Here is a 13,120-nt window from a genome sequence, read left to right as displayed (position 1 = left end):
CCCTGAAAAACAGCGCGCATTCTAGCAGAGCATAGGGTCGAACCCAATGGTTCCATCACTGGGTTGTAAAACGCACAACAATGCCATCCAGCGCGTACTCCTGCTTCAGTTTCTGCTGTAAGGATTCCAGGCGGGAGCGTTGCATTTCTGGCCCCACAAACACCTTTACCAGCCCTGCCATATGACGGATATAGACTTTATGCCCCGCATCGAGCAGTTCGGAGCGCAACGCCCGGGCATTCGCCTCGTCACGGAAACTGGCCAGCTGCAGCGTCCAGGCGACCGGCACACCCTCCTGATCCAGGCGCGGTGTGTCCTCTGCCGGATCCAGCAGTGGTTCAGCACTGTCGATCTCCCGCTGGACACTCTCGACCGGGACCGCGACGTCGGCCGGCTCTGCAGGCGGTGCCAGATCACTGGTGTCCGGCAGCGCCTGCATTTCAGGCTCGATATCCACCCTGGCAACGGGCTCGGGCGCCACTGGAATCCGATTTTCCAGATGACGCTCACGGTATCCGGCACCATCGAGGAGCAACGGCAGCAGGGCGGCACCGACCACCCCGACAGCACAGGCTCCGATTATGCGTTTTTTGACCTCTGGCTTCATGCGTTAGCCTTCAAGTTTCAAAGCGGCGAGTGCATCACTGACGGTAAAGAACGAACCTGCCACGACCAGACGATCGCCGGCAACCATGGCGGCGCGGGCAGCCGAGAGCGCATCGGCCACGTTATCAAAGCAGTGAGCAGCCGTCCCGGTCTGCGGCGGCAGAAGCTCGCGCAGCTGTGACGACGTTGCCGCCCTGCCGCCCTCGAGCGTTGCCAGATACCACTGCCCCACCTGGGGCGCCAGGGCATTCAGCACGGACTTGATATCCTTATCCGCCAGCATACCGATGACAAAATGGGTCTGCCCCTTCGGCGCGTGATCAGCCAGCCAACCAGCCAGATAGTTCGCGGCCTCCGGATTATGCGCCACATCCATCACGCACTCACAACCGTCCAGTGACAAGCGCTGCATCCGCCCTGTCATGGTTGCCAGCTCAAGCCCTCTGTTGATCTGCTCGCGACCGATCTCAATATCAAGCAGATTGAGAACCTGTAGCACCGTTGCGGCATTGGTCAGCGGCAGCGTCGGCAGCACCAGATTGTCATAACTGACTTCGCTGCCCTGGGAGTCACTCCCCTGCCAGCGCCACTGATCAGCGGACGCCGCATAACTGAACGCTTCGCCTTTCACCAGTAGTTGGGCACCGCCCGCTTCCGCCAGCAACCGAACACTCTCGGGGGGATCCATATCGCCACAAACCAGCGGCTTGCCGGCACGGAGAATGCCTGCTTTCTCACGTCCGATCTGCTCCCGGTCATCGCCCAGCCAGTCTGCGTGATCGATAGCAATACTGGTCACCACCGCCACATCGCTATCGACGATGTTAACGGCATCAAGACGACCACCCAGACCCACTTCCAGCAGAATGAAATCCGGCTGCTCCCAGGCGAAACACTGCAAAGCGGCCAGAGTTCCGTATTCGAAGTAGGTCAGCGACACATCCTCGCGGGCCGCTTCGATCAATTCAAACGCCTGACAGATACGCGCATCCGACGCTTCTTCCCCCCGGATGCGTATACGCTCGTTGTAACGCAGAAAATGGGGCGAGGTATAAACCCCGGTGCTGTGACCCGCCTGGCGCAAGACCGCATCCAGCATAGTCACGGTGGAGCCTTTGCCGTTGGTGCCGGCAACAGTGACGACCTGAGAGCCGGAAAAATCGAGCTCCAGGCGATCGGCCACCTGTTTAATCCGGTCCAGACCCAAATCAATTTCAGAGGGATGGCAGGCCTCGATTCGCGCCAGCCAGGCATCCAGAGTGGATGGAAAATCCGCGTGCATTTTTGTTCCCATTAAAAATGGTCACCCTGGGGTGACCATATCTCGATCAGGCGGCCGGTAGCTGCAACAGCTTGCGCAAAATGGACGCCAGGCGCGGCCTCATCTCACGACGCTCGATAATCATATCGACTTGGCCGTGCTCCAGCAGGAATTCGCTGCGCTGGAACCCTTCCGGCAGTTTTTCACGCACAGTCTGCTCGATAACACGAGGACCGGCAAAACCGACCAGCGCGCGGGGCTCGGCAACGTTCAGATCACCCAGCATCGCCAGACTTGCCGAAACACCGCCATAGACCGGATCGGTGAGCACAGAAATAAACGGTACACCGGCCTTGCGCATACGCTCCAGTGCCGCACTGGTCTTCGCCATCTGCATCAGCGAAATCAGGGCCTCCTGCATGCGCGCACCGCCCGAAGCGGAGAAACAGATCAACGGCATACGCTCCTCAAGCGCCAGAGTGGCCGCCTGAACGAAACGCTCGCCGACAACCGCGCCCATGGAGCCGCCCATAAAGCGAAATTCAAAGGCAACCGCCGCCACGGGGATACCCTCAAGCTCACCGCGCATGGCGATCAGCGCGTCTTTCTCACCGGTATCACGCTGAGCCGCGGCCAGGCGATCCTTGTACTTTTTGGAATCCCGGAATTTCAGGCGATCTACCGGCTCAACATCAGCGGCAATCTCTACACCCGTTCCTTCATCGAGAAAGAGTTCCAGGCGACGGCGCGCCTTGAGGCGCATGTGATGATCGCACTTGGGGCAGACATTCAGATTCTTTTCGAGCTCAGGACGGTAGAGTACCGCCTCACACTTGGGGCATTTGTCCCAGAGCCCTTCGGGAATGTTGCTACGCTTCTTCTCGCTGCGTCCAAGTGAGGGCACGATTTTTTCAAGCCAGTTGCTCATAGTTACCTTTTCCCGGTCTTCTATAATCGGTCTACCGCCCTTGCCGGGCGGCATTAAAATTCTTTAGCTGCCTTGGCTGTCGTCACTGCACTGAACAGCCGCCATAAAACCTTTGATCCGCTCCGGATCCTTTATGCCTTTACCAGCCTCAACACCGCCGCTGACATCAACCGCGTAGGGATGCACGGCGGCGATGGCCCCGGCCACATTCTCCGGTAACAGCCCGCCGGCGAGTATGATCTTCGGAGCAATATCTGCCGGGATAAGTTCCCAATCGAAGGTTTCCCCGGTGCCGCCCGGCACGCCTGGCCGATACGCATCAAGCAAAATAGCACGAGAAGCGCTGAAGCGTCCGCATTCAGCCCGCAGATCCATTCCCGGCTTCATTCTCAGCGCTTTGATCCAGGGGCGTCCGAACGAGGCGCAAAACGCCGGCTCTTCATTGCCATGAAACTGCAGAAGATCGATACCGGTTGTTTCGATAACCCGTTTTACCAGGGCAACGTCAGGATCCACGAAAAGCGCGGTAGTCGTTACAAAGGGCGGCAGCTTTTCGATAATTGCTCTGGCGGCATCAACCTCGATCGCACGCGGGCTTCGCGGATAGAAAACAAAGCCCAGCGCCGACGCACCAGCATCAATAGCGTCACGCGCATCCTCAATTCGGGTGATTCCGCAGATTTTAACTCGCGTTGGCATGATCTCTCCCTTACAGGGCGCAAAATTTTAACAGAGCACGACCTTAGCGTCAGGCCGGTTTCAACTTAAAAAGAAAGGACCCGACTCAGCGCTGGGGAGATCGAACACCTCCGGATAGCCCACATCGACAAAATAAAGTCCCCAGGGAGGTGCAGTTACCCCACCCTGGCGTCTGTCGCGCGCCTCCAGCACCTCTTTTGCCCAGGCCGGTTCAGCCTCTCCCGCACCGATCTTCATCAATACGCCGGCGATATTCCTGACCATATGGTGCAAAAAGGCGTTGGCCCGGATATCGATCACTATGAGGTTACCCGAGTTGTACACGTTCAACTCTTTCACCTCGCGCACCGGGCTGTGGGCCTGGCAGGCCACCGCCCGATAGGAGGTAAAATCGTGCTCACCCACCAGATCTGCCGCAGCCGCGATCATAGGTGCAATATTCAGCCGTTTATGTGTCCAGGTAACACCACGTGCCAGCAGCGCCGGCTTTACCGATGCACTGTAAATCAGATAGCGGTAGCGTCTTTCCTGTGCGGAAAAACGCGCATGAAACTGATCACTGACCGGCTTGACCCAGCGAATCGCCACGTCATCAGGCAGATAGGTATTACTGCCCATGACCCATCCCCTTTCCGGCCGCTGTACGGGCGAGTCGAAATGGATCACCTGGTGCGACGCACTGACGCCGGCATCGGTACGCCCGGCACAGACAACACTCAGCGGATGATTGGCAACCCGCGAGAGCGCTTTTTCAACCTCCAGTTGCACGCAACGCACATTGTCGCCGCTCTGAGCCTGCCAGCCATTATATTTGGCGCCTGCATACTCTACCGCAGCCGCATAACGAAAAAGGGCGACTTCAGTCGCCCTCTGGTCCTGATCTACTTTGTTCATTTATCCGTTCAGGGAATCCAACAGGCGTTGCGCCTCTCGTCGCTGGTAATGGTTACCTTCACCGAGGATCTCGTTGAGAATGTCTTTGGCACCCTCCCGATCTTCCATCTCGATATAGGCACGTGCCAGATCCAGCTTGGTTTCATTTTCATCCGCACCCTCAAGCAGATTCAGAGAGTCAAGCGGATCATCCGCCTGGTCCGAAGACTCGGTCGCATTCTCCTCTTCCAGTGCGATGTCGTCATCGGTGGAGTCAAGCAGCGCATCAAGTTCGGAGTCCAGATCTGCTTCCAGATCATGAGCGATGTTGGCGGTCAGTTCTTCCTCGACCTTCTCGCCCGGCTTCTGTTCGCGCTGAGGCACCTCCTCCTCTTCGGGTTCGAAGTCGGCAAGCAGAGCGTCCAGATCATCCTCATCGACAGACGGTTCGGAATCACCTTCCTCTTCGTCTCCGTATGAGTTGAGCAGCATTTCGTCCAGACCGTCATCCAAAGCGGAGTCATCCGGCTCTTCCAGCGGCTCTACAGTGCCAAGGGTCAGTCTATCGTCGAGCGTTTCAACATCAAGAGGGGCGTCGGTTAACGGCTCAACATCCTCGTCACTGACTTCGCTCAGCGTATCGCCTTTTTCCGGCACGTCCTCATCAAAGAAGCCTTCGAGCAGGAAATCGTCATCGCCGCCAGCACCGCTATCAGCGCCTTCGTCGGCACCGGGTTCGACCGCAAAATCAAGGCCGGCGAGCCCATCATCAGCTTCTGAAGCGCTTTCGTCAGTAGAATCCAGCGGCTGGTTTACATCGAACTCGAGATCATCGGGGAGATCAAGCACATCGTCCTCAGCCTCGCCTTCATCTGCGCCAAACCCCGCGACCGCAAAATCCAGTTCGTCGGAACCGGTTTCAGACGACTCGTTTTCGGCTTCTACCTCAGCTTCCGGCTCTTCAAGCGTATCAAAATCAGCCAGAGCATCATCGGCATCAAAGCCATCCAGCGGCCCCGGCAGCTCGTCATCATCCGCACTGTCTTCAGAGAGCAGGTCGTCGAGACTGGAATCGATCTCGTCCTCAGTTTCAGGTGCGGGCTCTTCAGTCAGATCATCAACACCGAGATCGAACTCGTCATCGTTGATGGTCGCTGGTTGTTCCGCGGTTTCAGTTGATGCGGTCTCATCGAGATCAAGATCCATATCAAGATCCAGGTCACTCAGATCGTCGTCGGCGAGATCTGAAATCTCAGCCTGGCCCTCAGCAACCGGCTCTTCTTCAGCAGCAGTCTCTTTCTCTTCCTCGGCAGCGCTGGCGACAACAGCAGCACCGGCAGCACCGGCAGCACCGGCAGCAGCAGCGATTGCCATATCGGGAATCGCATCCGATTCTGCGTTTTTATCCGCAAAGCCGGTGCCAGTCTGTTCAGGCTTCGAAGCTTCCGCCTTGTCGTCGTTACTTCCCTTGCCACGGCGGGCCAGCATCAGCCCGAGCAGGAAGGCGAGCAAGGCAGCGCCACCCGCTCCGGCAAGGTAAGCAGGGTTGTTAAGCATCTGATCGACGATACCGGCCGCTTCGTCATCCTCGGCGGCCCTCTGATCCATCTGCTGCTGCATCAGGGCCAGCTCACGGTCTTTAAGCTCGATCAGTTTTTGCATTTTATCGAGCTGAGAGGCGACGGAATCGATTTTGTCGTTAAGCTCCGCGTTCTCCAATTCTACCCTGGCGACCGACTCCTGGGTCAGCAGCAGGCGGTTTTCCAGCTCTTCATTGCGCTCGGCTAGCGCCTGGGCAGCAGGCGTGTCTGCACCTTCAGCCGTCTCGCCACCAGCAACACCTTCGTCGCCACCAGCCTGCGACTGTTCGGCATCGCTCTGGGAAACCTGGGAAGCTGTCGCGACACTGGCAGCCTCGCCACCTTCTCCAGCCGCCTCCGGGGTTACCACCTTGAGTTGACTACCGGCTTCCTGCTCATCAGCACCGGCAGCCGCTGTTTCGACGGACTTCTCGCTGCTTTCTGTCGCTTTTTCAGTGGTCTTATCAACCGGTTCTGCGGCTGTATTGCGGGCACTCGCACGTCCTTCCCGCCAAACCTGAGTTTGCCGGCTTGCTTCCTGGCGCGCTTCTGCCGCCGAGAGCGCCTTGATCTCATCCAGGCTAGGCAGGCGCATCACTGTACCGGCCTTGAGGAAGTTAATATTGTTGCTCGGGAATGACTGCGGGTTCTTACGCTGCAACGCCAGCATCATCTGCTCGGGCGTAACGGACCTGTTGGGACGGTGTTCCAGTGCCAACTCCCAAAGCGTATCGCGCACATCCACGTAAACCTCCGTATTGGGGTTCACACGCGTCTGGATATTAGAGCTAGTGCCGGTCCCTGCAGTCGATGCTGAACCCGTCGCCGCAGAGGACGAGGACGAAACTCTCGATACAGGCTGGGAACTTTGAGTCGTGATAGGCGCCGAAGACTGGGCTGGAGTTAGGGTCTGAGAGCCCGGCGCAGGGGTAGGATCGAAAAGCGGCGGATCTAGCAGCAGGGTGTACTCTCGAACCAAGCGCCCACTTGGCCAGTTCACCTCGACAAGGAAGTTAAGGAACGGCTCCTTGATCGGCGTCGACGAGTTCAACCTGATGACACCCGTACCATTGGGGAGCACCTGGACGTCAAACTTAACGTCGCTCAGAAAGCGCGACTTACTGATGCCGGCCAACGAGAATTCGTCGATATCAGCCATCCGCGGCTGGATCTGAAGCGGCGACAGGTCCCGTACCTGCAGCAACTTGATTTCAGCATTAAGGGGTTCATTCAGCGCCGAATTTACCTGGATTGTTCCAAGTCCCAGAGCGTTCGCCTGAGTTGCGCTGAGAGCCCCGGCAACCGCGAGGCTTAAAGCGAGTTTGCGCAGCATCGATTACTTCCTTTATCAGGTGCGGCCTCTCCGACAAATATGCCGCCAAAATCAGAGAGTTGCGTTTCCAGCGTCAGAACCAAGTATTATTGATTAAGTCTCTATCGGTCAAGGCGCCTTTTAAACAGACGTTTGCCCGTGATCAGTTCCCTCTGCAGAACCAGCTGCCCGGGGAAGCTAAAGCGTGACCCTCAGCTTCCCGAGAAACTCATCAGCCATGCAGTTTGTGCCAGTGTTCAGCGATCTGAACCGCATTTAGCGCACTGCCTTTACGCAGATTATCAGTAACCGCACACAACCCGAAGCAGCTGTCACTGTCCGCTTCAAGACGCAAACGACTGACATGCACCTGGTCGCTGCCCACAGCACTGCCCACGGCTGTAACCGGCTTCCGATCTGAGCCGAGTATCACACTGTCTGCTTTAGACAGCAATCGACACCCCTGCTCCAAATCAACAGGGCGTGCAGTTTCCGCCTGCATCATCAGATTCACGCCGTAGAAAGATGGCACCTGAGCGACATGAACAACCACTTCCAGGTCTTCATCGTTGAACAACTCTTTCAACTCGGAAACAAAGCGGCGCTCCGGCTGTGACAGCCCATCCTCACCCAGCTCTCCGCTCTGCGGCAGCACATTGAACGCATACTGCACCGGGAAAAACTTTGCTTCCGCTTCGAGTCCATTCAGAAGACGTGCCGTTTCCGCGGCCAGGGCTTCCACGCCAGCGCGACCGAGCTCCGCCGCGGATTGCATCACGAATGCGTTCAGCTTCAGCAGCTGATATTCCGACTGCAGCGGCGCCAGCGCTAGGGCAGCAACGACCGCTGCCGGAGTCGGGCTGCCAACCACAGCACCAGGCGCAATATCAGCAAGACCGGCCCCGTTGATTTCGGGAACGAAAACGGGAACCGCAGCCTGTCGAGCCGGGTACAGGTCGATCACCAGCGCCGGACAATCCGCCGCCTGTTTGAGCTGAGTTTCGTCAAGTGCAGGATCGCAAAGAAAGATGATATCCAGGTCATCTTCCAGAACCTCCGGCTCAAACACCTTAACGCGCACGGAGCGGCCTTTGTACATCAGCGCACGCCCCGCCTCGTCCGGCTGATCGAACAGCTTCAGGCTGTCGATCTGAAACTCCCGGCCATCGAGAATCTCCAGCAGGTTTTCGCCGGTCAGGGTACTGACACCGATAATCGCTACATTCACAGTCATATAATCCGCAAGCTTTAGAAACGAAAACAGCCCGGCCAGTCAAAAACAGGCCGGGCTGTGATTTTAGCGCAATCGAGGCGTGATCAGCCTTCGATCAGGATACGCAGCATACGACGCAGCGGTTCGGCCGCGCCCCACAGCAGCTGGTCACCCACACTGAATGCGTTCAGGAAATCAGGCCCCATGCGCATCTTGCGCAGGCGGCCCACCGGAACGTTCAGGGTACCGGTGATCTTCGCCGGTGACAGATCAGTCATGGTCGCGTCACGCTCGTTCGGAACCACGCTGGCCCAGTCGTTGGCCTCAGCGATCATCGCTTCGATCTCATCCATCGGCACATCGCGCTTCAGCTTGACGGTGAACGCCTGGCTGTGACAGCGCATGGCACCGATACGTACGCAGGTACCATCGATCGGAACGGGGTTGTCGGAGAGGCCCAGGATTTTGTTAGTCTCAACAAAACCCTTCCACTCTTCCTTGCTCTGACCCATCTCGACCGCTTTGTCGATCCAGGGGATCAGGGAACCGGCCAGCGGCACACCGAAGTTGTCGGTGGCGAACTCGGCAGAGCGCATGGTTTCAGACACCTGACGATCGATATCGAGAATCGCCGATGACGGGTTGGCCAGCATCGCTTCGGAACCGGCGTGGATCTGCCCCATCTGCTTGATCAGCTCACGCATGTTCTGCGCACCAGCGCCAGACGCCGCCTGGTAGGTCATGGAGCTGACCCACTCGACCAGATCCTGCTTGAACAGACCACCCAGACCCATCAGCATCAGGGAGACGGTGCAGTTACCACCGACGTAGTTTTTAATACCCTTGCTCAAGCCATCCTTGATCACATCCAGGTTGACCGGATCCAGTACGATCAGGCTGTCATCGGCCATGCGCAGCGTGGACGCCGCATCGATCCAGTAGCCGTCCCAGCCCGACTCGCGCAGCTTGGCGAACACCTCGGTTGTGTAGTCACCACCCTGGCAGGAAACGATCGCGTCCATCTGCTTGAGCTCATCAATGTCGCGCGCGTCTTTCAGTGCCGGAATATCCTTGCCGATATTCGGACCGGCCGCGCCGACCTGAGAGGTGGTAAAAAACACCGGCTCGGCAATGTGATCGAAGTCCTTCTCTTCCAGCATACGCTGCATCAGGACCGAGCCGACCATGCCACGCCAGCCTACAAAACCTACACGTTTCATTCGTGCCCCCAATAGTATTGAGTTTCTTTTAATAACCTTGCTGTTTCACAACAGCCACCCGCGACCGAAGGCCAGATACAGGAACGGGACAGACCAACCTGTTAAGGTCGGGCCTGCCCCGTACCGGCCTGAGGCGGCGTGAAGGAGATCAGCCGCCCGGCTTTAAGCCAGGGCAGCGACTACCGCATCACCCATTTCGGATGTGCTGACCTCACGCATACCTTCGGACAGAATATCAGGAGTACGTAGCCCCTGATCCAGCACCTTGCTGACAGCCTGCTCAATGGCATCGGCCGCTTCGCCCTGATCCAGCGAGTAACGTAACATCATAGCGGCTGAGAGAATGGTTGCCAACGGGTTGGCCTTGCCCTGACCGGCAATATCCGGCGCGGAACCGTGGCACGGCTCGTACATACCCTTGCCATTTTTATCCAGTGATGCGGACGGCAGCATACCGATGGAACCGGTCAGCATGGCCGCTGCATCGGAGAGAATATCGCCAAACATGTTACCGGTAACGATAACGTCGAACTGCTTCGGCGCGCGCACCAGCTGCATAGCCGCGTTATCCACGTACATGTGGCTCAGCTCTACATCCGGGTATTCCGCTTTCAGCTCTTCCATGATCTCGCGCCAGAGTACGGTCACTTCCAGTACGTTGGCCTTGTCTACAGAGCAGAGTTTCTTGTTACGGGCACGAGCCGCTTCAAAGGCGACCCGGCCGATACGACGGATTTCGTTCTCGTCGTAAACGTAGGTGTTGTAACCCTCGCGGATGCCACCCTCTTTTTCACGCACGCCACGCGGTTTACCGAAGTAGATACCACCGGTCAGTTCACGCACGATGAGGATATCCAGGCCAGATACCACCTCTTCTTTCAGCGTGGAGGCATGCGCCAGTTGCGGGTAAAGAATGGCCGGGCGCAGGTTGCCGAACAGCTCCAGCTCGGAACGGATACCGAGCAGACCTTTCTCCGGACGAATGGCGAAGTCGGGGTTGGTGTCCCATTTCGGGCCACCGACGGCGCCCAGCAGGATCGCATCGGCAGCTTTACAGGCGGCCAGCGTCTCGTCCGGCAGCGGCTTGCCGGTCGCATCGATCGCCGCGCCGCCGAGGTGCGCCTCGCTCAGTTCCAGACCCAGGCTGAACTTGGCGTTGACGCTTTCCAGCACCTTGCGTGCTTCAGTAACAATCTCCGGGCCGATTCCGTCGCCCGGCAACAGCAGTACATTCTTGCTCATTATTCTATTCCTGAATCAGTTGTGAATGGCATCGAACAGCCAGGGCGCTTCCTGGCGGCGGCGCTCTTCGTAAGCCTTGATCGAATCAGCGTTCTGCAGGGTCAAACCGATATCGTCGAGCCCCTCCAGCAGACAGTGACGACGGAAGCCGTCAACCTCAAAGGCGAACTCTTCGCCCGAGGGAGACACGACTACCTGACGTTCCAGATCGACGGTCAGCTGATAGCCTTCGTTGGCTTCCACTTCCTTGAACAGCTGATCCACCTGGGAATCGTTCAGCACGATCGGCAGCAGGCCATTCTTGAAGCAGTTGTTGTAGAAAATATCGGCAAAGCTCGGCGCGATAACGGCGCGGAAGCCGTAGTCATCCAGCGCCCAGGGGGCGTGCTCACGGCTGGAGCCGCAACCGAAGTTCTCGCGTGCCAGCAGCACGCTGGAACCGGCGTAACGGGGCTGGTTGAGCACAAAATCCGGGTTCAGCGGACGGCCAGAGCAATCCTGATCGGGCTGACCTTCATCCATGTACCGCAGCTCATCGAACAGGTTCGGACCAAAGCCGGCGCGCTTGATCGACTTCAGAAACTGCTTCGGGATGATCATATCGGTATCGACATTGGCACGATCCAGAGGAGCGACAACACCGGTATGCTGGGTAAACTTTCTCATTTTTCCTGCTCCTCTTACTGGTTCATCAACTCGCGAACGTCAACGAAGTGGCCCGCCACTGCGGCAGCTGCGGCCATGGCCGGACTGACCAGGTGAGTACGACCACCGAAGCCCTGACGGCCCTCGAAGTTACGGTTCGAGGTGGACGCGCAGTGCTCGCCCTGGCCCAGCTTGTCCGGGTTCATTGCCAGACACATGGAGCAACCCGGCTCACGCCATTCAAGACCGGCTTCGATAAAGATCTTGTCCAGACCTTCCTTCTCGGCCTGCGCTTTAACCAGACCGGAACCCGGTACCACCAACGCCTGCTTAAGAGTCGCTGCGACCTTACGGCCCTTGACCACCTCAGCGGCAGCGCGCAGGTCTTCTATACGGGAGTTTGTGCAGGAGCCGATAAACACACGATCCAGCTGGATATCGGTAATCTTCTGATCGGCAGCGAGGCCCATGTACTTCAGCGCACGACGGATACCGTCGGCCTTAACCGCATCCGATTCCGCTTCCGGGTTGGGCACATTGGCGTCCACCGGCAGCACCATCTCCGGAGAAGTACCCCAGGTCACCTGCGGCTTGATATCTTCGGCACGGATCTCAACCACGTGATCGAACTCGGCATCCTCATCGGACACCAGGTCCTTCCAGGCTTCTACTGCGCGATCCCACTGTTCACCCTTCGGGGAGAACGGACGGCCACGGAAGTACTCGATGGTCTTTTCATCAACCGCAACCATACCGACGCGGGCACCCGCCTCGATCGACATGTTGCAGATGGTCATACGGCCTTCCACAGACAGGCTCTGAATAGCGCTGCCGCCAAATTCCATGGCACAACCGGTGCCTCCAGCGGTGCCGATCACACCGATAATGTGCAGTACCACGTCTTTAGCGGTGACGCCCGCACCCAGCTCGCCATCGACACGCACCAGCATGTTCTTCATTTTCTTGGCGATCAGGCACTGGGTGGCCAGCACATGCTCCACCTCAGAGGTGCCGATACCGTGCGCCAGCGCGCCGAAAGCACCGTGGGTGGAGGTGTGTGAGTCACCGCAGACCACGGTGGAACCGGGCAGGGTCATACCCTGCTCAGGCCCCACCACGTGGACGATACCCTGACGCAGGTCGTTCATCTTGAACTCAACAATGCCGAAATCATCGCAGTTGGAGTCCAGAGTTTTCACCTGAATACGGGACACCGGGTCGACGATCTGATCAACGCCGCCAGCGCGCTCGGTGGTTGGCACGTTATGGTCCGGCGTTGCCAGGTTGGCGTCGATGCGCCAGGGCTTGCGCCCGGCCAGACGCAGACCTTCAAAGGCCTGAGGTGAAGTCACTTCGTGCAGGATCTGGCGATCTATGTAGATCAGGGCACTGCCATCTTCGTTTTCACGTACCAGATGGGCATCCCAGAGTTTGTCGTAAAGGGTTTTACCGGCCATCAGCTTTAATCCCCGTATTCATTATGCTTTGACAGTGGCGCCATGCTAGTGCAGTTGCCCCTGGTAGACAAATTCATTATTTTC

Annotated in this window: 11 protein-coding genes; all 11 read right to left on the bottom strand. The window is 57.8% G+C overall.

The window, feature by feature from the left end; translation table 11 throughout:
* Window positions 1-55 precede the first annotated feature (55 nt).
* The 11 genes from ACQUQP_RS10165 to leuC all read right to left on the bottom strand — a co-directional run bounded on the left by ACQUQP_RS10165 (window position 56) and on the right by leuC (window position 13,036).
* Window positions 56-607 (bottom strand): SPOR domain-containing protein, encoded by a 552-nt coding sequence (locus ACQUQP_RS10165; RefSeq protein WP_432694919.1) that lies wholly within the window; start codon window positions 605-607, stop codon window positions 56-58.
* Between the two features lie 3 nt (window positions 608-610).
* Window positions 611-1,888 (bottom strand): bifunctional tetrahydrofolate synthase/dihydrofolate synthase, encoded by a 1,278-nt coding sequence (gene folC / locus ACQUQP_RS10160; protein ID WP_432694918.1) that lies wholly within the window; start codon window positions 1,886-1,888, stop codon window positions 611-613.
* 46 nt (window positions 1,889-1,934) lie between these two features.
* The gene (gene accD / locus ACQUQP_RS10155) at window positions 1,935-2,795 is read right to left on the bottom strand and encodes an acetyl-CoA carboxylase, carboxyltransferase subunit beta (RefSeq protein ID WP_432694917.1); all 861 of its coding nucleotides are present in this window, start codon (window positions 2,793-2,795) and stop codon (window positions 1,935-1,937) included.
* 63 nt (window positions 2,796-2,858) lie between these two features.
* Window positions 2,859-3,494, bottom strand: coding sequence for a phosphoribosylanthranilate isomerase (locus ACQUQP_RS10150; RefSeq protein WP_432694916.1), 636 nt, complete (start codon window positions 3,492-3,494; stop codon window positions 2,859-2,861).
* Between the two features lie 60 nt (window positions 3,495-3,554).
* On the bottom strand, window positions 3,555-4,388 hold the full coding sequence (truA, locus tag ACQUQP_RS10145; protein WP_432694915.1) for a tRNA pseudouridine(38-40) synthase TruA: 834 nt from the start codon (window positions 4,386-4,388) through the stop codon (window positions 3,555-3,557).
* Window positions 4,389-7,280 carry a FimV/HubP family polar landmark protein gene (locus ACQUQP_RS10140; protein WP_432694914.1) on the bottom strand — a complete coding sequence of 964 codons (2,892 nt, stop codon included), beginning with the start codon at window positions 7,278-7,280 and terminating at the stop codon, window positions 4,389-4,391. It abuts the gene before it with no gap.
* Between the two features lie 211 nt (window positions 7,281-7,491).
* Window positions 7,492-8,487, bottom strand: a complete 996-nt coding sequence (locus ACQUQP_RS10135) for an Asd/ArgC dimerization domain-containing protein (RefSeq protein ID WP_432694913.1) — start codon at window positions 8,485-8,487, stop codon at window positions 7,492-7,494.
* An 89-nt stretch (window positions 8,488-8,576) separates the two neighbouring features.
* Complete coding sequence (gene asd / locus ACQUQP_RS10130) at window positions 8,577-9,692, bottom strand: aspartate-semialdehyde dehydrogenase (RefSeq protein ID WP_432694912.1); 1,116 nt, start codon at window positions 9,690-9,692, stop codon at window positions 8,577-8,579.
* A 162-nt stretch (window positions 9,693-9,854) separates the two neighbouring features.
* Window positions 9,855-10,934: a 3-isopropylmalate dehydrogenase gene (gene leuB / locus ACQUQP_RS10125; protein ID WP_432694911.1), complete on the bottom strand. Its 1,080-nt coding sequence runs from the start codon at window positions 10,932-10,934 to the stop codon at window positions 9,855-9,857.
* A 15-nt stretch (window positions 10,935-10,949) separates the two neighbouring features.
* Entirely contained in the window at window positions 10,950-11,600 is a 651-nt protein-coding gene (leuD, locus tag ACQUQP_RS10120) for a 3-isopropylmalate dehydratase small subunit (RefSeq protein WP_432694910.1), read from the bottom strand.
* A 14-nt stretch (window positions 11,601-11,614) separates the two neighbouring features.
* Entirely contained in the window at window positions 11,615-13,036 is a 1,422-nt protein-coding gene (gene leuC, locus ACQUQP_RS10115; RefSeq protein WP_432694909.1) for a 3-isopropylmalate dehydratase large subunit, read from the bottom strand.
* Between the last annotated feature and the right edge of the window lie 84 nt (window positions 13,037-13,120).

The organism is Marinobacterium sp. YM272 (assembly GCF_050908845.1).
Lineage (GTDB): Bacteria > Pseudomonadota > Gammaproteobacteria > Pseudomonadales > Balneatricaceae > Marinobacterium_D.
Note: the sequence above shows the minus strand (reverse complement) of the source record. Positions and strands in the feature narration are given on the sequence as shown.

What these genes read in the sequence shown, in the direction of transcription:
- ACQUQP_RS10165 (WP_432694919.1), bottom strand. Translation starts at nt 607, where the DNA reads ATGAAGCCAGAGGTCAAAAAACGCATAATCGGAGCCTGTGCTGTCGGG.
- leuD (WP_432694910.1), bottom strand. Translation starts at nt 11,600, where the DNA reads ATGAGAAAGTTTACCCAGCATACCGGTGTTGTCGCTCCTCTGGATCGT.
- ACQUQP_RS10150 (WP_432694916.1), bottom strand. Translation starts at nt 3,494, where the DNA reads ATGCCAACGCGAGTTAAAATCTGCGGAATCACCCGAATTGAGGATGCG.
- accD (WP_432694917.1), bottom strand. Translation starts at nt 2,795, where the DNA reads ATGAGCAACTGGCTTGAAAAAATCGTGCCCTCACTTGGACGCAGCGAG.
- folC (WP_432694918.1), bottom strand. Translation starts at nt 1,888, where the DNA reads ATGCACGCGGATTTTCCATCCACTCTGGATGCCTGGCTGGCGCGAATC.
- truA (WP_432694915.1), bottom strand. Translation starts at nt 4,388, where the DNA reads ATGAACAAAGTAGATCAGGACCAGAGGGCGACTGAAGTCGCCCTTTTT.
- ACQUQP_RS10140 (WP_432694914.1), bottom strand. Translation starts at nt 7,280, where the DNA reads ATGCTGCGCAAACTCGCTTTAAGCCTCGCGGTTGCCGGGGCTCTCAGC.
- leuC (WP_432694909.1), bottom strand. Translation starts at nt 13,036, where the DNA reads ATGGCCGGTAAAACCCTTTACGACAAACTCTGGGATGCCCATCTGGTA.
- asd (WP_432694912.1), bottom strand. Translation starts at nt 9,692, where the DNA reads ATGAAACGTGTAGGTTTTGTAGGCTGGCGTGGCATGGTCGGCTCGGTC.
- leuB (WP_432694911.1), bottom strand. Translation starts at nt 10,934, where the DNA reads ATGAGCAAGAATGTACTGCTGTTGCCGGGCGACGGAATCGGCCCGGAG.